Origin of the sequence: Mesorhizobium sp. B283B1A (assembly GCF_020165735.1) — a bacterium.
Taxonomy (GTDB): Bacteria; Pseudomonadota; Alphaproteobacteria; order Rhizobiales; family Rhizobiaceae; genus Mesorhizobium; species Mesorhizobium opportunistum.
In genome coordinates, this window is record NZ_JAIUIQ010000003.1 from 81,373 (window position 1) to 106,690 (window position 25,318).

Annotated in this window: 20 protein-coding genes and 3 pseudogenes; 14 read left to right on the forward strand and 9 right to left on the reverse strand. The window is 58.5% G+C overall.

Translation table 11 applies throughout. From position 1 onward, the window contains the following. Positions 1-110: 110 nt before the first annotated feature. From nodI to LB577_RS03065, 5 genes are all read left to right on the forward strand, one after another. Positions 111-1,025: a nodulation factor ABC transporter ATP-binding protein NodI gene (gene nodI / locus LB577_RS03045; RefSeq protein ID WP_013533536.1), complete on the forward strand. Its 915-nt coding sequence runs from the start codon at positions 111-113 to the stop codon at positions 1,023-1,025. Positions 1,026-1,028: 3 nt separating this feature from the next. Further along, positions 1,029-1,817 carry an ABC transporter permease gene (locus LB577_RS03050; RefSeq protein ID WP_224685508.1) on the forward strand — a complete coding sequence of 263 codons (789 nt, stop codon included), beginning with the start codon at positions 1,029-1,031 and terminating at the stop codon, positions 1,815-1,817. A gap of 164 nt (positions 1,818-1,981) precedes the next feature. After that, positions 1,982-2,719, forward strand: a complete 738-nt coding sequence (locus tag LB577_RS03055) for a sulfotransferase (protein WP_015319224.1) — start codon at positions 1,982-1,984, stop codon at positions 2,717-2,719. A gap of 362 nt (positions 2,720-3,081) precedes the next feature. Then, positions 3,082-5,127, forward strand: coding sequence for a carbamoyltransferase (locus LB577_RS03060; RefSeq protein ID WP_224685608.1), 2,046 nt, complete (start codon positions 3,082-3,084; stop codon positions 5,125-5,127). 999 nt (positions 5,128-6,126) lie between these two features. After that, positions 6,127-6,813, forward strand: a complete 687-nt coding sequence (locus LB577_RS03065; RefSeq protein WP_224685509.1) for a transposase — start codon at positions 6,127-6,129, stop codon at positions 6,811-6,813. A gap of 236 nt (positions 6,814-7,049) precedes the next feature. Here LB577_RS03065 and LB577_RS03070 read toward each other — a convergent pair whose 3' ends face one another. The 4 genes from LB577_RS03070 to LB577_RS03085 form a co-directional block, all read right to left on the reverse strand. Beyond that, complete coding sequence (locus LB577_RS03070) at positions 7,050-7,892, reverse strand: TIM barrel protein (RefSeq protein WP_224685609.1); 843 nt, start codon at positions 7,890-7,892, stop codon at positions 7,050-7,052. A gap of 429 nt (positions 7,893-8,321) precedes the next feature. Then, complete coding sequence (locus LB577_RS03075) at positions 8,322-8,942, reverse strand: FMN-binding negative transcriptional regulator (protein ID WP_224685510.1); 621 nt, start codon at positions 8,940-8,942, stop codon at positions 8,322-8,324. Positions 8,943-9,585: 643 nt separating this feature from the next. Beyond that, positions 9,586-10,305, reverse strand: a complete 720-nt coding sequence (locus tag LB577_RS03080; protein ID WP_411969181.1) for a B3/4 domain-containing protein — start codon at positions 10,303-10,305, stop codon at positions 9,586-9,588. Positions 10,306-10,523: 218 nt separating this feature from the next. After that, on the reverse strand, positions 10,524-12,020 hold the full coding sequence (locus tag LB577_RS03085; protein WP_224685610.1) for a PLP-dependent aminotransferase family protein: 1,497 nt from the start codon (positions 12,018-12,020) through the stop codon (positions 10,524-10,526). A 118-nt stretch (positions 12,021-12,138) separates the two neighbouring features. Between LB577_RS03085 and LB577_RS33390 the strand changes: the two genes are divergently transcribed. From LB577_RS33390 to LB577_RS03095, 4 genes are all read left to right on the forward strand, one after another. Next, positions 12,139-12,525 carry a PLP-dependent transferase gene (locus LB577_RS33390; RefSeq protein WP_411969182.1) on the forward strand — a complete coding sequence of 129 codons (387 nt, stop codon included), beginning with the start codon at positions 12,139-12,141 and terminating at the stop codon, positions 12,523-12,525. A gap of 95 nt (positions 12,526-12,620) precedes the next feature. Beyond that, a complete protein-coding gene (locus LB577_RS33395) occupies positions 12,621-12,860 on the forward strand; it encodes a PLP-dependent transferase (RefSeq protein WP_411969183.1) in 240 nt (79 codons plus the stop codon). 20 nt (positions 12,861-12,880) lie between these two features. Next, positions 12,881-13,171 carry a PLP-dependent transferase gene (locus LB577_RS33400; protein WP_411969184.1) on the forward strand — a complete coding sequence of 97 codons (291 nt, stop codon included), beginning with the start codon at positions 12,881-12,883 and terminating at the stop codon, positions 13,169-13,171. 185 nt (positions 13,172-13,356) lie between these two features. Continuing rightward, positions 13,357-13,548, forward strand: coding sequence for a hypothetical protein (locus LB577_RS03095; RefSeq protein ID WP_224685512.1), 192 nt, complete (start codon positions 13,357-13,359; stop codon positions 13,546-13,548). Between the two features lie 1,577 nt (positions 13,549-15,125). On the opposite strand, the gene LB577_RS03105 is transcribed toward LB577_RS03095, so the two are convergent. Beyond that, positions 15,126-15,839, reverse strand: a complete 714-nt coding sequence (locus tag LB577_RS03105; protein WP_224685513.1) for a GntR family transcriptional regulator — start codon at positions 15,837-15,839, stop codon at positions 15,126-15,128. A gap of 189 nt (positions 15,840-16,028) precedes the next feature. Between LB577_RS03105 and LB577_RS03110 the strand changes: the two genes are divergently transcribed. The 4 genes from LB577_RS03110 (at position 16,029) to LB577_RS03130 (ending at position 19,469) form a co-directional block, all read left to right on the forward strand. Further along, positions 16,029-16,448 carry an ATP-binding protein gene (locus LB577_RS03110; RefSeq protein WP_283257906.1) on the forward strand — a complete coding sequence of 140 codons (420 nt, stop codon included), beginning with the start codon at positions 16,029-16,031 and terminating at the stop codon, positions 16,446-16,448. A gap of 1,532 nt (positions 16,449-17,980) precedes the next feature. Further along, the gene (locus tag LB577_RS03120; protein WP_224685514.1) at positions 17,981-18,553 is read left to right on the forward strand and encodes a Spy/CpxP family protein refolding chaperone; all 573 of its coding nucleotides are present in this window, start codon (positions 17,981-17,983) and stop codon (positions 18,551-18,553) included. A 43-nt stretch (positions 18,554-18,596) separates the two neighbouring features. Next, positions 18,597-19,094: a response regulator gene (locus tag LB577_RS03125; RefSeq protein ID WP_224685515.1), complete on the forward strand. Its 498-nt coding sequence runs from the start codon at positions 18,597-18,599 to the stop codon at positions 19,092-19,094. A 12-nt stretch (positions 19,095-19,106) separates the two neighbouring features. Further along, positions 19,107-19,469, forward strand: a complete 363-nt coding sequence (locus tag LB577_RS03130; RefSeq protein ID WP_224685516.1) for a hypothetical protein — start codon at positions 19,107-19,109, stop codon at positions 19,467-19,469. Between the two features lie 1,125 nt (positions 19,470-20,594). On the opposite strand, the pseudogene LB577_RS03135 reads toward LB577_RS03130, so the two are convergent. After that, positions 20,595-21,034, reverse strand: a pseudogene (locus tag LB577_RS03135) (IS5 family transposase); the annotation flags it as partial. A gap of 413 nt (positions 21,035-21,447) precedes the next feature. Between LB577_RS03135 and nodU the strand changes: the two are divergent. Further along, positions 21,448-23,127 carry a nodulation protein NodU gene (gene nodU / locus LB577_RS03140; RefSeq protein WP_224685517.1) on the forward strand — a complete coding sequence of 560 codons (1,680 nt, stop codon included), beginning with the start codon at positions 21,448-21,450 and terminating at the stop codon, positions 23,125-23,127. Between the two features lie 511 nt (positions 23,128-23,638). Here the strand turns inward: nodU and LB577_RS03145 are convergent. From LB577_RS03145 to LB577_RS33410, 3 genes and pseudogenes are all read right to left on the reverse strand, one after another. Next, positions 23,639-23,851: a hypothetical protein gene (locus LB577_RS03145; protein WP_224685518.1), complete on the reverse strand. Its 213-nt coding sequence runs from the start codon at positions 23,849-23,851 to the stop codon at positions 23,639-23,641. A gap of 86 nt (positions 23,852-23,937) precedes the next feature. Further along, a pseudogene (locus tag LB577_RS33405) lies at positions 23,938-24,336 on the reverse strand (FAD-dependent oxidoreductase); the annotation flags it as partial. A 22-nt stretch (positions 24,337-24,358) separates the two neighbouring features. Then, positions 24,359-24,691 (reverse strand): annotated as a pseudogene (locus LB577_RS33410) (FAD-dependent oxidoreductase); the annotation flags it as partial. Positions 24,692-25,318 lie beyond the last annotated feature (627 nt).

Genomic DNA, 25,318 nt, shown 5'->3' on the forward strand with positions numbered 1-25,318 from the left:
TTTTCTCTCATTCCTCAAGGACCAGCACAGGTACCAGCTGCTCTGGACCAGAACCTCGAAAGTAAGCTGCCGGCCGGCCGATTGGCCTGTTTTCAGCCTGAGATAGACGTATGTCCAATGTAGCAATCGACCTTGACCAGGTAACCAAGTCATTTGGCAGCAAACTCGTTGTGAACGGGTTGTCCTTCACTGTGGGTACGGGAGAGTGCTTCGGCCTGCTGGGGCCGAACGGTGCAGGCAAGAGCACCATTGCGCGCATGCTCCTCGGCATGACCCGGCCCGACTCCGGTAAGATCACGGTGCTCGGAGTGCCGGTGCCGGGTCGAAGTCGCTTGGCCCGCAAGGGCATAGGTGTCGTTCCGCAGTTCGACAACCTGGACCTGGAATTCACGGTCCGCGAGAACCTGATGGTGTTCGGGCGGTACTTCGGCATGAGCACACGGAAGATTCAAGAGGTCGTTCCATCTCTCCTTGAGTTTGCCCGCCTTGAGAGCAAGGCGGACGCACGTGTGGGCCAGCTATCAGGCGGCATGAAGCGGCGTCTAACGTTGGCGCGCGCGCTGATCAACGACCCCCAACTTCTTATAATGGACGAGCCGACTACCGGCCTCGACCCGCACGCCCGCCACCTGATCTGGGAGCGGCTCCGTTTTCTGCTGGCGAGCGGAAAGACAATCATTTTGACCACCCACTTCATGGAAGAGGCTGAGCGGCTATGCGATCGGCTGTGTGTACTGGAGCGGGGACGCAAGATTGCCGAGGGCAGCCCTCATGCTTTGATAGACGAACATATTGGATGCAATGTGATCGAGATCTTTGGCGGCAATCCGCAGGAGCTGACTTCGCTAATCAAGCCGTACGTTCAGCGCATTGAGGTAAGCGGTGAGACCCTCTTTTGCTATGCGCCCGATCCAGAGCAGGTGCGTGTCCAGCTTCGCGGGCGCGCAGGTCTGCGGATTCTGGAGCGTCCACCAAGTCTGGAGGACGTCTTCTTGCGGCTAACCGGACGCGAGATGGAGAAGTGAAAAATGCGTGAAGGTCTTGCGGCGGCACTGCCCGCCAACGCGTGGAACTGGATTGCGGTGTGGCGCCGTAACTATCTGGCGTGGAAGAAGGTCGCATTTGTGTCGCTTCTCGGCACTCTTGCCGATCCTATGATTTACCTTTTCGGGCTCGGTACGGGGCTTGGACTGATGATAGGTCGGGTTGAAGGCGCCTCGTACATTGCCTTCTTGGCAGCCGGGATGGTCGCGACAGGCGCGATGACCGCATCGACGTTCGAAACAATATACGCGGTTTTCAGTCGCATGCGCGACCTGGGCACCTGGGAAGCAATCCTTCATACACAACTCACCCTGGGCGACATCGTTCTTGGTGAATTGGCATGGGCAGCCACCAAGGCCTTTCTGGCAGGTACCGCAATCACCATTGTTGCTGTTATGCTGGGCTATGCCGATTGGACGTCCCTGCCCTATGTGCTGCCGGTAGTCGCTCTCACCGGCTTCGCCTTTGCCAGCCTGGCAATGGTCGTCATCGCGCTCACCCCCAGCTATCACTATTTTATATTCTATCAGACGCTCGTCATCACACCTATGCTGTTCCTGTCTGGCGCGGTCTTTCCAGTCGGCCAGTTGCCAGGCGCCTTTCAGCGCGTGGCGGCCTTCTCCCCCCTGGCGAACTCTATCGACCTGATCCGCCCGGTAATGCTTGGCCATGTGGCAGACAACGTCGGGCTGCATATCGGCGCACTTTGTATGTACACGGTTTTGCCGTTCTTCCTCTCTGCTGCGCTCTTTCGCCGACGCCTGATGCGTTGACGCTGCTTACGACGGCACGAGAACGAGGGCCGCAATGCATCTTGAATTGGCCACCATCAAAGCTGTAGCCGAATTGAGTCCGCGTTCAAGACATAGCAGCCGAATTTCTGGTGCCCTGGTCTGCCCTAACCTTCGCGACCGCTACTAGCTGGAACCATATAGCAATGACACACCGCACGCCGATGCCTCAGCCTTTTGTTATCCTTGCGATGCCAAGGACTGGCACACATTATTTGGAGGAACTGCTAAACGAGCATCCGACCGTGCTGAGCAACGGTGAGTTGCTCAATGAGTACGACACCAATTGGCCCGGAAAGGATCGCCTGCTACGCACGGATCGTGAGCTCCTCGAACAAGCTTATTGGCGTTATCCCACGCCAGACTACAAGAACGTGACGCATATTGGCTGCAAGATCAACGAGCCCCAATTTCACGAACGTCCAGGTTTTTTTGCTGAACTGACTCGTTGGCCAGCACTCAAGGTCATACTCGTAACTCGAAACATATTGGAATCGCTTCGGTCCTTTGCACAGGCAAGGCAAAGCGGCCAATGGCTGAAATTCAGTTCGGACGCCGCTCGGCCGCCGCGCGTAAGATTGTCAATCGCTGATTGCGAGGCTTACTTCAAAGCCGCGGACAATTTCCACGCTCGCATCGAGCACTCCTTCACGACGAGCCAGCTGCTTGTAGTCGAATACGAGAGCCTCCTTCACGAACCCGCTGCTTGCTTGGGAAAGGTTTGGCATTTTTTGGGCGCACCGGCCGTTGGGCTATCTGATCGCGCCGTCCTTCAGCGCCAGGAAACGCGAGCGCTGGACCAGACAGTGCAGAATTTTGATGAGTTGCAGCTCCACTTCGCGCATGGACCATACGCCCGGTTCTTTGACGTGGGTGGTCTGTGATTGGCCCGCTCCGCCGACGGCAGTTCGCTTGCTGCGGGGCCACTCGATCCCTTCCATTGAAGGTTGAAATTACGAACCACCCGATGGCGCCTGCCGCAGTTCTCAACAGGAATGGCGGCCTTAGCGGGTGCCTCCCTTCCTTGGGCATACCGCGTCGGCACCACGCGGCTTTTTCTCGTCAGTGGGCCACGCTGGCAATTTCGAAACGTTGGGCCGGATTTTGGCACAGACGACACCCCTGCCAGAGTTTGACGATGTCTGATTGCGGTTGCAGGCGAGAAAGATAATGGAGCCCGTTCTAAGTCGAACGGCCTTGAGCCGGGCCAGCTGGTCCTTTTTGTCATAATAACATGGAGATCGAGATGTTGTGTCTAGGAGTGAGTGGCGGATTGGACAAAGTCCATGAAAACCGATTCCAGTTTGCGAATACATTTTTGCACGATGGTGCTGCGGTGCTCGTCCGAGACGGAGACGTAATAGCGGCCGTTGAAGAGGAGCGCCTCAACCGGATCAAGCACTCCAACAAGCTCGCGAGTGGTGCGATTCAATACTGCCTTTCAGCCGCGGGAGTTCAGCTCAAAGACATCGATCGTGTAGCGTTTTACGCTACCGAAGCCTATTGTAACGCCGCCCTGGAGAAGATGCTTATTTCCCAGCCGGACGCCTCCATCCCTGTGGACGCTAAATTGATGGTACAGAAGCTGTTCGCGCAGGAGTTCGGCACCGAACTGGAGGCTTCGCGTATCTCATTCGTAAGTCATCATCAGGCGCACGCGGTAAGTGCTTTTGCAATGTCGGGCTTCGAACAAAGCCTGATTTTCGCGATTGATGGCTCTGGTGATTTCTTGTCGGGCCTCTTGGCGGTCGGGTCTGGCACAGAAATCCGGCAGATCGAAAGTTTCCCAGAGAATAACTCTCTAGGCCTGTTCTATATAGAAACTATTCGGCATCTGGGCTACGGCATGTTCGACGAATATAAGGTAATGGGGCTTTCCCCATACGGCGATGCAGTTCCCTATCGCGAGCTCTTCGAGCAGTTCTATGAACTCTTGCCCAACGGTGGCTACCGCGTCCATCTGGACCGCATCGGCCCGACGCTGCTCCGCAACATCAGTGTCAGGCGAAAGGGAATGCCATTCACACAGCAACATCGTGATGTGAGTGCCTCATTGCAGGAAGCGCTGGAGCGGATCGTGTTCCACATTCTCCGCCATCATCGTGAGGCGACCGGGATGAAGCGGCTGTGCCTGGCTGGAGGCGTAGCCCACAACTGCTCGATGAATGGCAAACTGCTGTATTCAGGGCTTTTCGAAGATATTTTTGTTCAACCCGCAGCGCATGATGCTGGGTGCGCATTGGGCGCCGCACTCATGGCATCTGCTGAGCTGGGGCACCCTGCGCCTCGCAAGCGGTTGCGGGAGGTCTATTGGGGGCCTGATCTCGGAAGCGACCAGGCCGTCGAGCAGGAACTTATTGCATGGGCCGGGCACATCGAGGTCGAACGCACCGATGATGTGGCCAGCAGTGCAGCCGACTTGATGGCCAATGGCGCGGTGATCGGCTGGGTGCAGGGCCGTTCGGAGTTCGGTCCACGTGCGCTTGGCAACCGAAGCATTCTTGCAGATCCACGCCCTGCCGCAAACAAGGAGCGGATCAACGCAATGGTTAAGAAACGCGAAGGGTATCGGCCCTTCGCGCCATCGGTACTGGAGGAGGATGCGGCCGAATTTTTCGACCTGCCGGACACTGAATGCGAATTCCCTTTCATGAATTTCGTCGTTCGTGTGCGCGACTCTATGCGTGGCTTGCTCGGCGCCATCACGCACGTCGACGGTACCGCGCGGCTGCAAACCGTATCGCGCAAAGCCAATCCGGCCTACTGGGACCTCATTAATGCTTTCAAGGAGCGGACGGGCATCCCAATTTTGCTGAACACATCATTCAACAACAACGCCGAGCCGATCGTGGATTCAGTTGCAGACTCGATTGCGACCTTTTTAACGACAGAATTGGACGGACTTGTGGTCGGCCCGTTCCTCGTCAAGAAACGGGCTACCGCGCTGGAGGATTGGACTGCGCTCGCGGTTTCATTGCCTCCTCAGTTTAGTCTGCATCAAGTACGTGCTTATACAACGCAAGATCGCCAAGAGACGGTCTGCGAGATTCGCGCAGTCCACTCCCCTCGCGACCGTGTGCGCATTTCAAGTGAAGTGTACGCTCTGCTCATTCAGATCGAGGGCGAAGCCGTGCTGGGGGATCTCCTCAATCCAATCACGCTAGATGAAGCTAAGCGTCAAGCTCTCACAAAGGAGCTTCGTCAGTTGTGGGAGCAGCGCTGCATTCGGCTGCACCCCTCACAAGCTGCTCGCGTCCGTCAAGGCCCCGATCGTTTGCTGGAGCAGGCATAACAGGCCCACCAAAATGGCTCTTTTGGCTCCATGCCTTGGTCTGAACAGGAGCGGTGCGTTGTCCAGAATCGGACTGCTCACCAATGGGTGAGGCGACACCAAAGCCGGTTGGGGGTCAGTTTTTAGTGCCGTTTAACAGCAATGCTTGCTGATGCCTTGTGAAGGCGTCCGTGGTCGCCGGGTTGCCGGAGAGGCAACCAGGCGCGCGTCCTTCAGCATTCCCAAGCCCGACCGTCGACATCAACGCCAATCGGCCTTGAGAACGCGCCATCGATCGAACGCGAAAAGCGGGCTGGCCGGCCTTCAGGAGAAGGCCAGGGTAGCAAACTCGCACAAGAGGTGAAGCGGACGGCTAAAGGCTCAGGGAATTCATGTGCGTACCATGCCACTAAGTGAATCCGCAAAATTTCCTCGGTCAATACCGGGACGACGTTCCGACCAGATGACCGCCGCGGTACTCATTGGAAGAAGGATTGGCCCCAGCGGTGGCCGCGGCGAGGAGTAGCTCCGGTCAACGCTCTGCCGCTGCCGGACGAAGCTCGATGCGAGTTCGACTCGGCTCGTGCCCTCCACTCTCCATGCGCGCCATTCTGCGCAGCTGTCCGCGTTTCGCCGCCAACTCAAGTCGGTTCACGTTTTGATAAGCCGGGCTAGCGTCGCTAGCACCGGCCTTTCGGATGTAAGCCGTCCTGCACTGCCAGCGCAGATTGGATCGGCGCCCTTGAGCAGCTCCTTTCAGTCCGGATGCCAGCCGTCGCTGCGTCGAAAACAAGGAAGATGGCTTTTGCATGCTGCGAGGAAGCACCACCTCCTCGGTCTCGAGATGAAATAGCCTGCTTGCTTTTAGGTGCTCGTAGGCTGTTTTAGGATGTGCGTCGCCAGCAGGGCTTGCTCAAGCGATCGGATGCATATAGCTCGGCTACAGAAGAGCCGGCCAGACCTTCATTCCGTCGTCTGCCGCGACTTCCTGTACAATTCGTCTTCAACAAGGAACGACCTATGAGGCGGCAGCCCCGAGCATTCACGGTGGAGATCAGACAGAAGCGCAGTTCTCAAAAACGGAGTCTTTCAATCTGGAGCGATGTCGATCTCACCGCAGCAATGGCCGAGACAAGAAGGGAACTCGAGAAGATGGAGTTGCCAAATGGTCGCCCTGTTGACTCGAGTGTAGTATCGCTCAATGCTGAACACATGCACAAACCGCGAGCGGAGCATCTCATGACGAATTCCCTGGACGCAGGATCAGGAACAACTGCAACGCAACCGGCAGCCAAAGTGGAGACGCCTCTGAAGAAGAAAGCACAACGGTCGCCGAGAGCTAAGGCTGAGCCCAGGCCGCCTGCTCGGAAGAACGCGCCCAATGCGGCGTCGCAGGCGCAGCAAATACCAGCGGCGGCCGTGCGGACCGGACGCAAGATCTACTCTCAAAAGGAGCGCGCTCAGATGCTTGCCCTTATACAGAAGTCTATCAGTGGCGGCGCCACCCATAAGAGCGCGGTCAAGCAGGCCGGCATCTCGGAACAGACCTACTATCAATGGAAGAGAGCTGCGCTGCCTGCATCGGTTGGTGATGATCTGAAGGACCTCGTCGCGCTTGAGGAAGAAAACAAGCGACTGAAGAGCCTGCTCGCAGAACGGCTGCGCAAGGAGAACGCGGAACTGAAGAGGAAGCTGGAGCTTGAATAACGCTGCGGTTGGGGTGGGCCACTCGCCCTTGGTCCGCCATCAGTTGCTCTTCGTCCGAAAACCGATAGCTCGCCGCCCTCCGCATCAGATCCGATCTTCGCCTTGCCGCCCATCGAACTGCCGCGGCCGCCCAAGGCGGTCCAATGGCCAGTTTTGACAATGGTGATGCGGCAAGCGCCTGCATCAGCGAAATACAGCGATCTCAAATGACTTCTCGGCTCAATCGCCTGCGCGAATTAGACTGGCACTCGCCTGAGAAGCCCGCGTCGGATGAGATCGATGCTGGAGGCAAATGCGCCTGCAAAGTCATTTAACGCATGGACCTCCTCCACAAGCTCAAAGGAGAAGGGGCCCGAATAGCCGCCATCGAGTAGCGTCCGGATTTGGCTGCAATTGTCCGAGCCGCCCAGGATGCGATCCGGGCGAATCCAGAAGGTTGGATCGTTTATGCTCGAAATGTGCACGAGACCGGTCAAGTCGCAGAAGAAGGACGTCTCGCGGGCAAGCGTGTGGTGGAATGTATCGTGGACAAGCCGGAAGGCGGACTGGCCATCAACCGAGGCAATGGCGATAGCCGCTTCTTTCTTCGACCGAAGTGAGGAGGTCTGGAACCCAAGCGGCTCGATAAGCCCAACAAGACCTCGCGACTGAAGTATTGGCTTTAGCGCCTTTAAGGCGACGCGGAGATTGCCTTGGCGCTCGGCATTGGCGGACCGCGAACCGTCGTTCACCGGCACCAGCATGAGCGCCTGGGCGCCGCAGGCGGCCGCATAATCGGCGAGCTTGCTGGCCTCGGCTTTGCGGGCGGGAGTCCACTCGTCGAATCGCTGCAAGGCGTTGACTGAGATAATCGTGACTCCCGCTTCGGCAGCGGCAGCCCGGATATCCGCCGACGGCTTGCCGCGCACAACAGCCTTACTGCAAGGATTAGTCCGGACTTGCACGTCGGTCAGACCGAGATCGCGGGCGAGTGCGAGGAACGTCATGACGTCAAGCCCAGGTGTCGCCATATGGTCGAGTGCAAACCGAAGCGGCGCCAGGCGCACGGAGTGGCGTTCTTTCATCAAGGCGGCCGCCATTCGCGGCTCACTGGCCGTTTGTCGATTTTCAAGACCGAAATGTTCGGCATAGGGAGGCGAGCCGGTCGAAGTCACCCGCTCTTTATTCATAGGATTGTCTATCATTGTGAGCCGACTTTCACGCAACGGGCACCACCGCGCCTCTTGAGAATTCATCTGCTAAGCGAAATGACCGAAGATGGATCCAGCCTACCCAGCCGCTTCTGCAGAGTGAGTACCAGGCCGCAAGGATGCTGAACCGCTCCGGAGCCAAACTGATGTGGCCGGCTGCTCCGCCGTAGCGAGGTGGACGGCCAGTGCAATCATAGCGCCTCCCCGACCAGAGTCGCCGAGCACCTGGCGTTATGGCCAGCCCAAAAGCCGCCGCAAGGCGTAGGGCGAGTTGCGTCAAATTTGTCATGGTGGTCGATACCAACGAAGTTTATGTTGCTAAGGGATGAAGGAGGCGACCTCACGGTCAGATGCCCGCTCGCTCGCTGCGAGGCCCGCAGCCACTCCGGCACGGTCGGCCGCGTTCCGATTCTGGCTCATCTTGCGCTTGCCCTCGATCCTCGTGATCGACATGCGCATACCCACAATTCCGCGGAGTTGGGCCTGCACGAAATCCGACGGCGCATCCGACACCGCCCAGGGCGAGACGCGCTCACCCTCGTGGTGGTCGGTCAGGCGATTCACGGCCTCCAGCAGCCTCCCGGTGTCCTCGAAGAACTCGACCGGGCCATAGGCGTGGACGGTGACGTAATTCCAGGTAGGCACAACCTTCCCGGTTTCCTGTTTGGTCGCATACCACGCCGGGGTCACGTAAGCCTCCGGCCCCATGAAGATGGCCAGACCGTCGCCAAGCGGGGGAACACGGCACTGTGGATTGGCCTTGGCGAGGTGGCCGTAGATCACGCCGTGCTCGCCCTCGCTTTCATCAAGCAAGAGGGGCAGCGGCGAGGCGAAGAGTCCTTCGGCCGTCGCGGTGACGAAGTTCGCCAGAGGAGATGCGCGGACGCTCGCCCGCAGGAAATCCATATCATCATCGCGGAAGGCGGGAGGGGTGTACATCGGGAACTCCGTGTGTGCGCTGCGGGTCGGGATACCGGCAATCTGACCCTCAGGAAACAGCCAGTTAATTACAATTGAAGTCGTCCAGTTGGTGAAGTGACTTGGCGAGCCCAGATCATCGGGCCAACTATCTTATTGGCCCAACAGTCGTAGGGGCCGTGTGTCCAGCTTGCGTAGCCCAGCAGGACCTGTGTGACGCCGAGCGCGCCATCCTCCCGGGTTGGCGAAATTATGACACAGCTGTGCCGCCGAGCCGCTGGCGGGGTCGGCGGCAAGCTCGCGACCCGCAGATATGGCTGCGTACAGATCTGCTCGGGAAGTTAGCCTTCGAACGAGGCGGAGAGCTCCCCCGACGGGTGGGCATGCGCCTCTCGATCGACATCTCTGATAGGCTTCCGTGCTGCCGGCCTGCCTATCAGGCCGCGCATGCAGGCCAGCTCAGCCTCGGCAGCTGAAGGTCACTTCAACGATCGAGCGCGCCACATGGTCGGTCGGGTACAGCAACTGCTGTGGTCGTCACACAGATAAGGAAGGCGGAAAAGACATCAACATCCGCATCCGCCCTTGGCGGAGAGTCACGCGTGTCTCGCGACCGGTTCGATCGTTTCCATCCGGCTTTCGCCACGCGATGACGGCACGTTCCTCAACCGACCCGCCTGGCGGAACTGGCGACCGAGGCTTTAGCGGTGCTGATTTCCTGTTCGTAGACCTTACACCCTGGTGCAAGCTCTTTCAGACCGCTCACGAGCATCTTAGCTGCCTCCTCGAGCGCTCCTTCCGGCATCGCTGCTAAGCTTTCCAAAATAAACCACATGCGGCCGCCCACCGTCTCCAACCGGGTGCGCGTGCCCTGCCGCCAGTTCCAGCGGCGACATGTAGCTGCCAGATCGTCGCGCCAGATGACCTCGCCCTTGGAAGGCTTTTCGACGACCGCTTCCCCATTCAAAACAGTGTGGAAGCACTCCGTTCCTTCCGCAATTGTGAGCCGTGGTTTGCCGACATATGCATCGAAATTTTCGCCGCCGACGGGTATTGCGAAACGCAGGCTCACTGCATTGTAGAGGTCAACGACAGGATTTATCGATGGGATGCGGCCGTCCCTCTCCACCCGTTTTTTCAATGCGTGCGCCGAGCACGGCGTCCGGTTTGGTTTCGCTCCGAATCGGACGTATGCCTCCGCCCAATTGGCCAAGTGCGCTTCTCCCCAGGAGGGTCCTCCCGCTCGGACGAAATCGCAAGCCTCTCCCAACACGTCTCGAGCCATGACGCCTCGTGCACTGTCCTGTGCATCAACAAGAATGCTGATAGCGCGAAAGTCAGGTGCGATCTCTGCTATTTCCTCGTCGATCAGCGGAAAATCCATCAACGCTTTCTCCTTTAAGCCGGCCGCACGGCGCCTTGCTTCCACTGGATGTAAGAGTCTCGTCGAGAACTCTCTTCGCCAGGTCGCAGGGTCAGAGTACTGCCCGGGACCCGGACTGGCCGACAGGGCCAGTCATGGCAAGTCTTGCTGATCCAGTCTGCGATCGCTGCCGGCGTGACTCTGGGGTCACGAGCCAGGCCTGTGCACCGTCAGGCCGGTTATTGAGGATGATGCCGAGTGCTCGCAAGGCTTTTTACCCGTTGGACAGCGCCAGTAAGGAGCCGAACGCCATTCTCGATCTGCCGAATGGTCAGGGCGGAATAGCCCATCACCAGTCCAATCCGGTCAGCACGGCCTTCATCTCGAATGTACAGTGATGAAATCGGATGGATGCCCACCCCGACCCGCCGCGCCTCTTCAACCAGGATGTTCTCCAGCGACCGAGAAAGATCCTTGAACCAGACGACGACATGCAGCCCTGCATCAGCACCCTCGATGACAATAGTGTCTGCGAACGCGCGTTGAAGGACGGCAAGCAGCGCCTCTCGGCGCTCGCCGTTGAGACGGCGGACGCGTCGCACATGGCTTTCATAACCACCGCTCTCGATAAGTGAGGCCAGGGCCTCCTGTTCGGCAACCGGAGAATGCCTGTCGAGAAGCTGCTTGGCCGTCGCAAAGACATCTTGCAACTCGGCCGGAACCACCAGGTAGCCGATGCGCAGCATCGGCGACAGTGTCTTGGAGATCGTCCCAACATAGATCACGGAACTGCGGTCTTCCAGCTTGTGCAACGGGGGCACCGGACGAATGTCGTACCGGTACTCGCCATCGTAATCGTCCTCGATGATATAGGCGTCGTTGCGCCGAGCCCATTCGAGGAGTTGATAGCGCCGCGAAATCGACAAGACGCCGCCGAGCGGGAACTGGTGCGACGGGGTGACATAGGCCAGCCGCGCCGGAATTTCCTGCAGCAGCTCCGTCTTCATGCCCTCGCTATCGACGGCGACGGCCACTGGAGTGGCTCCTGTGCTGGCAAAGACTAGGCGCGCCATTCTATAGCAGGGATCCTCGATCACGAAGCTGTCAGCAGGATCCAGCAGCAGACGCGCGCAAAGGTCCAGGCACTGTTGTGATCCACTCACGACGAGGATCTGCTCGACCCGGCAGGTAAGCGTTCGGGCGCGCCACAAATATCCCTGCAACGCCTGGCGCAAGCGATGCGAGCCGCGTGGATCGTGATAGGCCAGCCTTCCGGGACTTTGTGACATCGCCGCGTTCATCGCGCGCTTCCACGTCAATGCAGGGAAATCAGATGGTGCGAGGTCGCCGTAGCGGAAATCGACCTTGAGACGGTTCGGGAGGTAGTCGGGCCGTGGCGGACTGGCGCGCAGTCGCTCGCCGTAACTGGAAAGGTGAATCGGGCCAGTCCGTTTCGGCACCGCGCTGGTCGCTTTACTCCCGACTAGCGAAGCTGCAACGCGAGGTCTTGCGCCTTGGATGACCTCAATGAAACCCTCGGCGACCAGCTGGTCATATGCCACCGTCACCGTGGTTCGCGACACACCGAGTTCATTTGCGAGGCCCCGGGACGACGGCAGCTGGCTGCCCGTTTCATAGATGCCGCCCAGGATCTGCTCGCGAAGAGCTTCGCAGATCTGGCGCGCGCCCAGACCTTGAGGGCGAGCTGTCGAAGGGGCAGGAGAAGGCTGGACCATTTCTTCATCGCCAACTGAACGTTCCATCTGAGTTAGTGTGACGGCATTGTCCCCGAAATCAAGAGGGCTAAAGCCGATGGCCAGCGCCGGAGATCCGCTTGAAAACGAGGCAATATCAATGCCGTTCCGGAACGAGGTCGACCTCGCATTTGCCACCCGGGCCATCCATCACGGCTACGATCCGGCCGGCTTTTCCAATTCCGTTCAGACGCCTGTGTTTCTTACATCGACCTCCGGATTTGAAAGCGTGGCAGCAAACGAAGCCGCCGCAGCCCTTGGCGGAAGACTCTACGCACGCGAATACAACCCGACGACTGAGGTCCTCGAAACGGGGCTTGCCAATCTCGAAGGAGCCGAAGCTGGGCTGGTACTCGCCTCGGGGATGGCGGCCTTCGGCACGCTGATCCTTTCGCTGCTTTCGCAAGGTGACGAACTCATCGTCCACAACGCCGTTTATGCCAATACACTCGCCATGGTCGAACAGGGCCTGCCGCATTTTGACTAAGGTCGTTGCCCTCGACCTCTCAAAGCCCAGTAATCTCGATGGGGCCATCACCGAAAAGGACTCGGCTCGTTTTCTTCGAGACGCTGATCAACCCGTTGAGCCGTATCCTCGACATCGCTGCCATTGCCGAACACGCCCACTGTCGCGGCGTGAAGGTCGCGGTCGACAGCACCTTCGCCTCGCCCGCCCTCCAGCGTCCACTGGAACTCGGAGCTGACATCGTGATCCATTCGCTGACCAAGTACCTCAACGGACATGGCGATGCGCTGGGCGGTGTCACACTCGGCGATGCGAAGACATTGCACCTGTTGCGCGAAACTGGCCTGCGCTATTGACCCGGGCAGCGCTCTCGCCCATGTCCGCGTTCCTGATCTTGCGCGGGCTGAAGACACTCACGCTGCGTATGGAGCGTCACAGTGCCTCTGGGCTCGCGGTCGCCCAGGCGCTCGAGGCGCACCGGGCTGTGGCTTGGGTTAGCTATCCGTTTCTCCGCTCTCATCCCGGCCATGAGATCGCGCGCAGACAGATGTCGAACGGCTCAGGCATGTTGGCTCTCGGCCTTCAACGGGGTTCGAGGGCGCGCGCCCAGCGCGCTCACCGTGTGTGCCGAGGGAGCGCAGCACCTCCCGTCCCTCGGGATATGTGACCACATCCTTGCTCAGCGGCTTGCGAGGCCAGCTCTCACTGCGGCACAGTACCGGCAAAATGTCATCGTCCGAGCATGCTACTCCTCCTAATGTGTCAAGTTTAAATCAAATTGTCCTATGTATATTGACCGTTGCGCGACACTGACCTCGTAGAGGGCTGACGCGGCGGCTACTGAGAGGTTAAATGAAGAGCGATTTTTCCGCGGCCCGGGTGCATTTAGATCGGGCGTACCACTATCTTGGTGGTGATGACCCGATGAGCCAGACGGGGCGTGAAGCCTTGGACGCTATAATTGAGGCGGTCGCCTTCGAAGAATTCAAACAGCCCCGCCGACAGGCGGAGGTGATACCATTTCCGGATGTGCGTCGCTTCTGAGACGATCGCCCTAGCTATTAACCCGGGAGCAAATCCTCCCTGCTCCCCAGGCATAACCCGATGGGTAATAGCCATGAAGGCCTGGGGCGCGCATCCACGATGCCGGGCAGGCAGCGAACTCCATGGCCCGGGACCACGCGGTCGATTGGGCCAAGGTCCTGTCCGAAGCGCAGTGTTACGGCCCCGCGTTAGCCACGCGGTCGGCGATTTTTCTGTCTTGAACTTTACTATGCTTCCGGCGAGCGCCGAGATCGAGCGTTCAACCCGTAGGCCAAACTTCATCTTGGTGTTCGCTCCAAAAAGAAGACGGAGCGCCCCATGGATGCGCCGCCTGTATTGCGTTCGGAAAACGCCATGTGAACTGCTGGGCTAGGGACTGCACGGGTCTCGTAGATCGTCGATGTTAGGACTTCCTCTTCGGTTGTGGAGCGCGGGGCTCACAGCTGCGTAGTCGTAGGCATTGCGATGAATACGAATATTTTTGAGCAGCGCCGTCAGATTCTCATATGCGGCCTGCGTGTTGGACCAGATCGTGTCGCCCTCCGCCGCCGGAATGACGGCGCCACGTAGGACCGAGAATTTCGAATAGGCATCGACGAAAGCGCCCGAAGGCCGTGTGATCCATGTGATGGCCCCGCCTCATCGACTCCACAAGTCCCGTTGTCGGTAACGCGGGTGCGAGCCTTCGTCCCGTCATTGTCCAGGGGGCAGCCCGTGATCTTTCCGGCCGGCGCGTCGGATGAATTCGAAGTGCGCATTTGGCTCGATGCGCCGCCTAACCAATTGGCACAGTAGCTCAGATGTACTGAACGTTCCACCACAATGGTTGGGTCCGCAGCCCCGCCCCTCCAGATGACCGGCGGGGCGTCTCGTTGGTCCGTTTGGCGGCGACCTCGCCTCCGGTCTTCATGCGTATGCCGCGTAAGGCATAGCCAGATCGACGATTTCCTGCCTGGCTACGTCAACGAGCCCGAACTCAAGGCTTGGCCCTGAGAACCGCGTTACGGTGGATCGCCACGCGCGACAAGGTGATCGAGGCCGCCATGGCGGTTGGCGCACCACTTCGTCATGAATCTAACCGGCGGGTATGAAGCCCGGACCGAACAGAAGCTCCAGATTATTGAGGAGAGTTTCCTTTCGGGCGAGACCGTGACGTCTGTCGCCGACGAGGGGTGGTGCGCCGGCGAGCCTCGGCGTGGCGCGCCGAAGCGGTGCCGTACGTCGTTCGGCGGCCTTGTTCGTTGAGAATGCCGGCGATGACGGCGTCGGGGGTATGCGGTGCCAGCCCCCGCAGCAGCACCAGCGTATGCTCGTCCGTACGACGAGGAGCGGGCCAGCGGGCCGACGCACATATCTACTTTGAACGCTCCGGCTGGCCCCCGGTCTGGACAGATTCCCGAAAATTGGCGCGATCGAAGCTTTTGAGCGGTGTTCGCTATAACCTTCACATCAATCACCGCGCCAATCCGTCAGGCGCGAGATGTTGCATTTAGTTAATCCTCCGGGGAAACCGCAAAAGCGCCGGCAGCAACAGCAGCAAAAGTGAGCCAGAGCCACATCTCAGTGGAAACCGCCGGTCAGCTCTCGTCGAAATTCGACTGCAATGTCTTCAACCAGCTCTCTTTCGTATCCCCGGCACGAAGATTACCCTCCAGCACAAGCACGGGGACGGTTTCAATTATCGCACTGAATTGCCGACCAATATTTTCGATCGCCCCATTTTTGTCTCCTTTGTCAAGAAGCTCTACAAGCTGTCTCACATCACTTATAATACATGATAGACGCTCCGGCCGTTGCAAATCCAAAAGACGTACATATCTCGTTCGGATGTTGAACTCATGAACGAGATCCAGCATTTTTCCATTGTTTCCACCCTCTGCGATCTTCTCATAAAATACCTCGAGGAACTCCCCAAACAAAATACAGTCGTTTGAGCTGGGGATCGTAGGAAGCTTCGACCACAGCTTGGAATGCTCATCTGGACCTTCCCTGAAAACACCCTGAAGTATTGCGTTGACAACACCATACTCATCTGATAATTGCTTTGTATCCAGCTTTCTTGTGTAGTAACCATTGCGAGGAGATCCGACGATGTACTTTTCGGCTTCGATCTGAATCAATGCCTCGCGTAACGGGGTAACGCTCGTTTTCAGGGTAAGGCTGATTAGACGTGGGTCGAGTCGCGTATCGGGGGGCACCTTAAAATCAACGATAAGCTTCTTCAATGCTTTATAGAGTCGATTGGCCTTGGACCGATCCCATCCTGGTGTATCTTCGTGCTGCCTATACATGCCTTCTCCTGGGAGAATGGTGTCTGCTATTCAAAGAAGCTTGGGCTGCAGCCCCACTCCTGGTGTCCCTCGCCCGCCCGATCTGCCCTTACAACCCGGGGGAGCCGGTTAGATGGGGCTGATCCTCGTGCGTGCAAGTGACATTTTTGCCCCACGGGGGACATTTGAACCTCGCCGCCACATCAAACGGTGAGCCAAAGCGGCCGCTTCAAAGCTGGCCTCAGCGAGCTTCGCCATGCCATCGGTATCGTTCTTGTTTCGTTAAGTTTCGCTGAAGGCGCACAAGAACCTGGTCGTCGCCGGCCAGACCGGGATCGAAAGTCATGGCTGGCCTGTGCCTTCGACCGTCAGGCGGCACGGCTCGATCATTCCGTGATCTACCTGCGCGTTTTACGGCCCTCCGAGGGCCTGGCGTTCGCCCGCATTGATGGCCGCTGCCGCCGCCTCATCTACAAGCTCACGCGCGTGCGGCTCCTCATCCTCGACGACTTCGGAACGCACTCCCTCATTGAGGAGCAGCACTTCCATCTGTTCGAAATCGTCGAGAAACGCTATCGGCAAACCACCCTGATCACCGCCTGTGGCCAGATGGCATCATCGCCGAGCTAAATATCAGGGGCCGCCGCCATTCTCGACAGGCTCGCTCACAACGCCCACCGCAGCGCTCCAGTGCGAAAGCAAAGCCGCTGCGTCTCCTCATGAGTCAGTGCGTGTCGCAGCCTCACTTTGCCAGAACGCCGCCTCTATTCACTTCCTATGGTATCTTAGTGAACAAATGTCCGCCTACTTAGCATCTCGTCGTTCCCTGCCTGCGGTGCCTGCCCGTCACCTTCCGCCCTCCATTGTGGAGAATCTGATCCAAGTGGCCAGCCGAGGTGTTCATGGGGCGCGCGATTGCAGGGACGAACGATGCCATGCCGGCGAGGCATCCGCGCAGCATGCGCCACGACCTTCGCCGCAGCGGGAACTGGCTTCATGTACATGCGCAAATTAGCCCTAAAGAAGATTGAGCGCGCGATCAAAATCATCGTTGCCACCAGACGCGGGCACCAATCGCTAGATTCCTTCCACCGACATGATTGCTGACAACGGCCTTTGGCGTAGAAATTGGCCCGCCACTCGATCGGCGATCGAGACACTTGGACTGCGGATATCAGGTGCAACGCCTGCAGCAGGTCCAGGAACAGATACTCAGCCCGATCCCGGAATGAACCGGCGCCCGCTCAGCAGGTCGGATTCAGGACTACGTCGATGCCGTCATGGATGCGATGTTCGAAGGCCAATGTCAAAACGCCAGGCCTCCCTACGCTCTTGCTTATGCCCGTGACGCAGCAGAAATCGCGAAGATGTTCATGCGCTCGCGTCAATATCTGTCGCACGACGGGACTACACAGGCGATCAGGTCGCGCATGGCTTCGTGATCGTTATGGGCACCCAGACGGAGGGTCAACTCTCCGGCCCGATTGCGGCGGGCGAGCATGGTGGCATCGCGACGGTTTATCTTCACCCGATCGCCAGGCCGCCTCGGAATCAGCGATGACGCCACCACGTCGCAGCGATGACCCAGGCTTGTGAGTTGGCGATAACGGCCATAACCGCACGCGCCGGTCTCATAGCCAAACGCCAGCGGCTTGCCGGGATGCCTAGACGGTTGCAGAGCTTTTTGATGGCATCAGCGTCATTGGGAATCTCGCCGAATATTCCAGCGACCCGCCGCGTCAGCTCGCTGCCACCGCGATCGAAATCCGCTCCTTGTGAATATCCACATAGGGCCCGCCTCTTGTGCATGAGGCACTGCGCCGGCCAGCTGGCTTAACCCTCGGCCGTTGCTTATCGGATGACGCCCCCCCCTCAGGCCCAGCAGTCATAAGGAGTACGTGGAGTCGCCGCGGCTCCCGACACCGTCACATCAATCCAGAAATTGAACAATAAGTCAGACTATATTATTAAATATATGTTCGTATACCTCTTCACCTGTGGGCGACATGCCCGATTGCATCATGTTCCCGCAAAATACTCGGATATATTCGGAAATATACTTATATTCTCTTGCCTTCTAACTGGCACAAACCTATCTGGTGCAAATGCCGGTTCTACTGATCCAGGCATTCCACTCGACCAACATTCAAAGGAATATGTTTATGGCCGAACCTGAACCCGCTGCGTGGCAGAAACTTCGTCACCATTTCTCCCGCACTCCGAAGTCGAAGAACTGGGGCAAGCGCATCGCAATCGGCGGCATTGCGGTCGTCACGCTTGCCAGCGTCGGCGTCTCTGGCGCGCTCAGCCAGGGTTACGGACGCGTGCAGCGCTTCGACGTCGGCGGCGGCCACGGCGGACCCGACATGCACATGCAGACCAGCCTCCGCCATGGGACGGGCTACTGCGCGCATGACTTAGAGTCCAAGCTCGCTGAGCTTGACATCACGCCCGAGCAGGAAGAAGAGTTGGCGGCGATCACCGACGAGGTCCATAACCATATTCGCCTGATCAAACAGGGCTTAATCCAGGCGCACAATGATCTCGCCGAGCTGCTCAGCGCGCCAACCCTCGACCCCGACGCAGTGGAGGAGGTGCGCGCCGAGATTGTCGAGTGGGCCGACGAGGCTTTGCGCGCGCTGACGACCGATCTGCTGGATGCCGCCGAGGTCTTGACGGCCGAGCAGCTTGAGCAGTTGCTCGACGATTTCGAGGATCTCGAAGATCGCGAATAAGCTCTGTACGAGCGCAGGTTCGAATCGGAGCGGACAAACGAGCATGGCGGACCAGGTCCTCATCGTCGTTGAGGACAGGCGCCTGTCCGCCATGCTCGCGGAATATCTGACGGGTTACGGCTTTCGTGTGCTAACGGCGGACACGGCGGGGTGGGCATTGCCGACATCGCGCGGCAGTACCCCCCAAGCCGTAATTCTCGATGTCAGGCTGCCTGACATGGACGGCTTAGAGGCGCTCAAGCGCAGCCGCGCGAACAACGACGTGCCGGTTCTGATGCTGACGGCGCGGGCCGACGAAACCGACCGCATCGGGGCTGGAAACAGGCCCGGGCGACATTGGAGGCGCAGGCCAAGTAGACCTGTGGAAGGTTGTAACTCTCATCTGCATCCTGAAACGCCCACCTCAGAGGGAAAGCTGATCCGAGCCCTCATGCGGCGCGGCGATCAGGATGAGATTCGACCTGTCTCCCAGATAGTCTCGCCATGGAGCGCTCAAGCTCAACCTGCAACGCGAATAGTTTTCGACAGAATCGGAAAATAAGGCAAATATCTGATGCAACGGCTGTTTCTGACATCTGTGGCGCTTTGTGGCATGACAGCGGGCGCTACCGCCGCAGTGCCGGTGAACGCCGAGTCCGCGTCTATAGCCTGGGCAGCGGCCCCTCCAGTTTTTTCCTTCGAAGGTGGCCAGCGCTATTTCTACAGTACCGGCAAAACATCGAAGGACCTTTACAATCATGAAGGCTCGTCACTGCTCTCGCGGCTTACCTATGACGATTTAGACGCGTATTCAATTGACGTCTTCTTCAACGCGATCCACAATCCGACTGGCATTTTCGTCAAGGGCCTCGTCCGGGCGGGCTGGATTACCGAGGGTTCTCTCGTCGACGAGGACTTCAGCAACGGCTCCTTATAATGCGGATAGAGTTGCGTGTACCGCGCCAATGCAAAAAAGGCGGTTCAAAACATCCGAAAGTCGGCTTCTGTTACTACATTGTCAGCTATTAGACATCGCCGAAGGCGCCGGCCGACAATCCCAGCGAAGAGAGGGGCCGAGTCGTTCTCGGCATCAACCTGGCCCGTGAACAGGTACCAGCCCACACATCGTAAGCAAGGTGACGGCGGCTACACGGAACGTTGGCAGCCTGACGTATCGCGCGGACTAGCACGCCGGCACGAACAAGGGTCTGGCCCGGATACGCCGCCCCATAAACGTTGATCTCATCAATGCGCTATGGAGCTCAGCATTCCTCGGAGAGCCGGTCGACGGCGGGGAGTTCCCGCGAAAGACGACCGACATAATCGCGCAATTCCTCCTTCGCCAGTTCGAGCTCAGGTTTTCATGCATGGCCACAAGACCGCACATGCTCGACGGCGCATTGCTGAATGTCGTTGGAGCGATCGGATACCGAGCAGGGGCGTGCCGGCTTGTGCCATTTCTCCGAGCCGGTGCCCCCGGCGTGAACAGCCTCGGTAGATGAACAACAGATCAGCTCCCGACAGTCTGGTCCGACCAACTATTCGATTCTCCATTTTTTACTCAGTAAGAGTTTCTCGAAAATCGACGCAAATCAGCAGCACTTCCGTATCGCTGGTCGGTAATGTCAGGCTTGCCCTTGGCAAGTTGTGGCGGGCGGAGGAGCTATCATGAAGACTAGTGAAACTCATAGCAAAGCAGCGTACTCGAAATCCCGGAACCAGTCGGTGTTTTCAGATGAAGACGCCTTGCTCTCTAGAAAAGGTAGAAGCCAGATTGAAGCCGAAAATGCTTCTGCAAGCGCGTGCGGCAGATAACGATCCACGCGCGACCTTTTGCGACCGGTGGATCAATGATCGGGGCCTGCTTCTTGACGATGGTGCCATCGATCTCGCCAAGGCAGCCTACCTAGCACTTTTTCAGCAAGAACAACTCGTATCCGTCGATTATGAGGTTCGAGCACGAGCTGGTGACCATGGCACTCGAGTTGTCACGCGAGGCCAGAAGCCGTTGGAAGCCTTATTGCATCGGGTTGGAGGGCATCGAGCATGGCGGCGGCTTGCCTTCATGTGCCTGTCCGGCCGTCGGGACAAGGTCGATCGGCCGGCCTTCGGCATCGACGAGCGCGGGGATTCTTGGTCGCGAGGCCGCCGCGGGAACGTCCCATGCAGCCATCGTCAGCGCCCCTTTTTTTGCCGTGGCAGCGTGCTGGTGAACGCGGACACAGGAGCTGTCGATCATGATGATCTCGCCGTCAAACTTGGAAACCGCCGCCAGAAGCCGATCCCAGACCGCGGCTTTGCGCCATCGTACGAACCGGTTGCAGCAGGTGGTGTAGGGGCCATAGCGTTCCGGCACATCGGCCTAGGGTGAGCCGGTGCGGAAGCGCCACAGGATGCCGTTGAGCACCTTGCGGTCGTCAACGCGTGCCATGCGCGGACCTTGGTGGGGAGATGAGGCGCGATGATGCCCCATTCAAAATCGCTCAATTCATACCGACGGATCAAAGCCTCCAAAAGAAGCCTTGAATCAGAACTTACATCAGCACGATACCCAGTTTATGAGTTTGCGGCCTAGCGCTGTCGAACAGCCGATCGGCGCGTTGAGGCGCCAAGGGCTGCTGACCGGCAGTTGCCAACAACCAAATGCTGAAGGTGGCGTGCGGGTCGCCGTCACGAGAGGACGCAGACGGCAAGCTTGGCTCGGGTGGCTTGCTCAACAGAGCGCTGGGGCTCCGTGTCCACCATCTTCTAGATCACGCGGCAGACCTGATCATTCATCGCGCGGATGCCTCATATCCAAACAATCTAATTTACCGGTCCCGCATCATAGCGCATAGCGCGACATCAAAACCCACGACTATGTTTCCCAGCCGTTTTCAGCGGTTGCTCTACGGTCACCTCGACAAGGATCTACTATGCGCATTTGCGGTATTAAGCTGACGCACGACGGCGGAATTGCTGTCGTGGAAGACGGCAGATTAATCTTTTGCGTCGAGCAGGAGAAGCTTGATAATAACCCACGGTACCAACATATCGAGCGGCTTGAGACGGTCGTAGATGTTCTGGCTGAAAACGGGCTGGCTCCGGGCGATATCGACCGCTTCGTCATTGACGGATGGGACGGTGAGATCCAGTCGGAATTCCATGTTTTGAGCAAGGGCTCCCCGATCACTCTCAATGGCGCGCCATATGTGGAGTGGGACGCCGAAAACCCACTGAAGGCCTATGAAGGTTCCGGTCTCGTGCTCGACAACGGGGTATTTTCCTACGAAAGCTACCCGCATGTTCTTGGGCACGTGGCTTCTGCATACTGCACCAGTTCATTCGCGAAAGCAGAAGAACCGGCGCTTTGCCTGGTATGGGACGGCTGCATTTTTCCGCGGCTTTACTACGTCGAGCCAAGTGGAGTGAGATTTGTTGGCAGCCTGTTTCCAATGATAGGTCATGCCTATGCCGCCGCGGGTCAACATTTCGGTCCTTACAGGCAAGAACTGCGGGCTGGCTGGAATCTGGGCATCGCCGGCAAGTTGATGGCTTATATCGCGCTTGGAGTAGTCCGTGAACACATCGTGAATGTGTTTCAGGAGCTTTACGACGACCGTTTCGCCGGGGATACAGACCACGCGTCGGACTACAGGAACAACACTCACAGCGAAGAGGCGCTGCTCACTGCTGTACACGACTTCTTCGATGCTAGCGCCTCGGCGTTGATTTCCGAAACTCCCGAGGATATACTTGCTTCTTTCCATGCCTTTGTAGAGCGTCTTCTCGTCCGGGAACTGAAAAGCGCACTGCGTCGGTACTTGGTTCCGGAAACCCGTAACCTGTGCATCGCCGGCGGATGCGGGCTGAATATCAAATGGAATAGCGCCCTTCGGGCGAGCGGTTTGTTCGACGCAGTCTGGGTACCTCCGTTTCCAAACGACAGCGGATCGGCGATTGGTGCCGCTTGCTGCGCGCTGGCCGCCGATAAAGGTTTCGTGCATCTTGACTGGTCAGTCTACAGCGGGCCGAATGTGGGCCATGGCAAGATTCCCCCCGGTTGGCAATCTGCTGCTTTCAGCCTGAAAGACCTTGCCGGTTTGCTCGCCGACAACAAGCCTGTGGTGTTCCTTGCAGGCCGCGCAGAGCTTGGTCCACGTGCCTTGGGAGGCAGAAGCATTCTGGCGGCTGCGACTTCGCCGGAAATGAAGGACCATCTCAACAAGATCAAAGTGCGAGAGCCCTTCCGGCCGGTAGCGCCAATATGCTTGGAGGATCGTGCACCTGACATGTTTGACCCCGGCACGCCGGATCCTTATATGCTGTTCGACCACCGAACCCGTTCGGAGTGGAAAGAAATAATCCCGGCGGTCGTCCATCTGGACGGAACTGCGCGACTTCAGACGGTTTCGAGAGCTTCCGAACACCCAATTGCAGAACTTCTCACAGAATACGAGAAACTCACGGGCATTTCGCTGCTCTGCAACACGAGTGCAAATCTCAATGGACGTGGTTTTTTTCCGGATGCTGCTGCCGCCTGTGAGTGGGGCTGCGTAGACCACGTTTGGTGCGATGGGTTGCTTTTGACCAAGACAAGTCAATTCGAGGGTTGACCGAGCCGCAGCCAGGTTCCTGCGTCGCCGGCGTGGAGCGCGGCTGCGACAATCATCGGATCGCACATCCATGCGGAGCCTTGTTGGAGAAAGCGTGAGCCGCCACCTCCAGTTCGGCACTAACGTCGGCAGCTGTTGCTCCTTGGCTGGCGTCGATCACGACAAAGGTCAGGTGGGCACTAAGCTAAAGCGCGCCGTCTCCTTTTGAGCCGTGGGGTGACTTGCGACCGATCATTCCAACGTCGTAGTCAGCGTCATCGCAAGACAACCCAGCGGCCTGGATCTAGATCACAGCCTCCTCGAGGAACGGTTCGTTGCGCGAAATTCGCTGGTAGGAAAATGGCGACAGGTCGAGTGTCTGAAACCCGCCGTGGATGATCAGCTCCGACACTGCCCGGCCCACGCGGGGGGCTGCTGCAGCCGTGGCCTGAGAAGCCATTGGCGAACATGAAATTCGTCACCTCAAGGTGGAAGCCGACGATGCCCGTTGTGGTCGAGCATGTTGTACTCGCTAAGGGCCGGTCCAACTGGTTTGCACTTTTAGAGCAGCGAGGGCCGGAATGCGGTGCCACAGCGCCGGCCAGATATACTCGTCGAACTCATCGAAATGCATTTCGAAGTCGTCATAGCCGGCCGGGCCATCGCCCTGTGGCGTGTTGCCGGCGAGGAAAAGCTCGCCTTCCGGACGCAGGAATGTGCCGGAAAGATCGATGGCAATGGGCATTCGGCCTGGGATCGCATTGGGCTGGCGAAGACAAAGCTGTAGCGCTTATGAGGCGCTACGGGGATAGAGAGGCCGGCCATAGCGGCGACCTGCTGGGCCCGCGGGCGGCAGCGTTGACCAACGTTCCGCAGGTCACCGTTTCGCCCGTCGCCAGCCGGACCGACATGACTCGCCCGCCAATGACATCCAGCGCGGTCACGGCATTGTCGATAATTCGACGCCGCTGGCACAGCTTGCGCGGCGGAGCCATTCAGCATCCCCATGGAATCGAACCAGCCCTCATCGCGAGCGCCCCACGAGCCGCCGCCAAGACCACGCACGTTCAGCCACGGAAACTGTTGCTTTAAAGCGCCGGGCTCGAGGAACACGGTGTGGGCACCGAGGCTGCGCTGCAAGTTGACCCGTTCGCGCGCCGCTTGCACGCCTCCTGGCGAGCAGCAGTAAAGATATCCGTGTTCCTTGAAGCCGAGATCGGGCACCGGCACAGGCGTAGAATGGCGCCATTCGCTCCTGGAACCTCCGGATAATCTCGATGCCGAACTGGCTGATCTTCACGTTGATCGGATTGGAATATTGCTGGTGGATCGCACTGGTGGAAAGCGCCGTCGAAGAGAATTCATAGCTGCTGTCCCGTTCGACGACGAGGATCGAGGCGTCCTTGCCCAGTGCCTGGTTCAGCCAATACGCCGTCGACGAGCCGACTACCGCGTCACCAACGATCACGATATCATAGGCATTGCGCGAAGGAGCTGTGTAAGGAGGGATTGCCATGACTGCTCTCCGTTTTCGAGGTTGAAGACGGCGATCAGACCGTCCGGGTCCGCGCCAGCAGGCCGACATCAGGATCCATCCGAAGAAGGCGCACGAAGGCGCGTGACGGTCCGTCGGTGGCCATGCGTGTCCAGCGTTCGACTTCCTCGCAGCAGTCTGGCCGTCTACTTATCTGGGGTGGCGGTGGATCACCCTGCCCTGGATCAGTTCGCGACCCGCCTTGCCCGCCTACCGTTCGACGCTTAAGCAGGGACGGTACTTTCTTCCACAGATAGCCAGTGACATGACAGTGGCTCAGGAAGAGAAATTCAAGGCCGCTCAGCTCCCGTCATTCGCTTCGAGTATGGAGAGCAGGTCGTGCGTCACGCCAATGGCACGATTTACCGGGTTGCCGCCCAAGAACCGTATCCGTCCTGTGGCGGAAGCTTTGGAACAAGGGAGTTGGGATCAACACCGAGCGAATGTCTTCAAAGCAACTCCGTTGGTGGTACGAAGCAGGCGGTGTCGGGCGCGAGGGTGTCCGCCATGCGTCGAGGTGATCTTCAAATGAACCCTCTGCACCGGTCGAGGCGCCCTTCGGGAGTTCCAGGCGGCATTTCTGTTCAATAGCTGAGCCAAGTCTGCGGGCGTTGGAAGCTGTTAAACCTAGATCACCGGAGGCATGCTCCGCGCCATCCTGCTTGATCGCGCCATGAT

Coding starts and splice junctions, on each gene's coding strand:
- LB577_RS03130 (WP_224685516.1), top strand. CDS start 19,107: ATGCAACGGCTGTTTCTGACATCTGTGGCGCTTTGTGGCATGACAGCG.
- LB577_RS03070 (WP_224685609.1), bottom strand. CDS start 7,892: ATGGCGGCCGCCTTGATGAAAGAACGCCACTCCGTGCGCCTGGCGCCG.
- LB577_RS33390 (WP_411969182.1), top strand. CDS start 12,139: ATGCCGTTCCGGAACGAGGTCGACCTCGCATTTGCCACCCGGGCCATC.
- LB577_RS03095 (WP_224685512.1), top strand. CDS start 13,357: ATGAAGAGCGATTTTTCCGCGGCCCGGGTGCATTTAGATCGGGCGTAC.
- LB577_RS03085 (WP_224685610.1), bottom strand. CDS start 12,020: ATGGTCCAGCCTTCTCCTGCCCCTTCGACAGCTCGCCCTCAAGGTCTG.
- LB577_RS03065 (WP_224685509.1), top strand. CDS start 6,127: ATGAGGCGGCAGCCCCGAGCATTCACGGTGGAGATCAGACAGAAGCGC.
- LB577_RS03075 (WP_224685510.1), bottom strand. CDS start 8,942: ATGTACACCCCTCCCGCCTTCCGCGATGATGATATGGATTTCCTGCGG.
- LB577_RS33400 (WP_411969184.1), top strand. CDS start 12,881: ATGTCCGCGTTCCTGATCTTGCGCGGGCTGAAGACACTCACGCTGCGT.
- nodU (WP_224685517.1), top strand. CDS start 21,448: ATGCGCATTTGCGGTATTAAGCTGACGCACGACGGCGGAATTGCTGTC.
- LB577_RS03080 (WP_411969181.1), bottom strand. CDS start 10,305: ATGGATTTTCCGCTGATCGACGAGGAAATAGCAGAGATCGCACCTGAC.
- LB577_RS03125 (WP_224685515.1), top strand. CDS start 18,597: ATGGCGGACCAGGTCCTCATCGTCGTTGAGGACAGGCGCCTGTCCGCC.
- LB577_RS03105 (WP_224685513.1), bottom strand. CDS start 15,839: ATGTATAGGCAGCACGAAGATACACCAGGATGGGATCGGTCCAAGGCC.
- nodI (WP_013533536.1), top strand. CDS start 111: ATGTCCAATGTAGCAATCGACCTTGACCAGGTAACCAAGTCATTTGGC.
- LB577_RS03145 (WP_224685518.1), bottom strand. CDS start 23,851: ATGCCCATTGCCATCGATCTTTCCGGCACATTCCTGCGTCCGGAAGGC.
- LB577_RS03060 (WP_224685608.1), top strand. CDS start 3,082: ATGTTGTGTCTAGGAGTGAGTGGCGGATTGGACAAAGTCCATGAAAAC.
- LB577_RS03050 (WP_224685508.1), top strand. CDS start 1,029: ATGCGTGAAGGTCTTGCGGCGGCACTGCCCGCCAACGCGTGGAACTGG.
- LB577_RS03055 (WP_015319224.1), top strand. CDS start 1,982: ATGACACACCGCACGCCGATGCCTCAGCCTTTTGTTATCCTTGCGATG.
- LB577_RS03120 (WP_224685514.1), top strand. CDS start 17,981: ATGGCCGAACCTGAACCCGCTGCGTGGCAGAAACTTCGTCACCATTTC.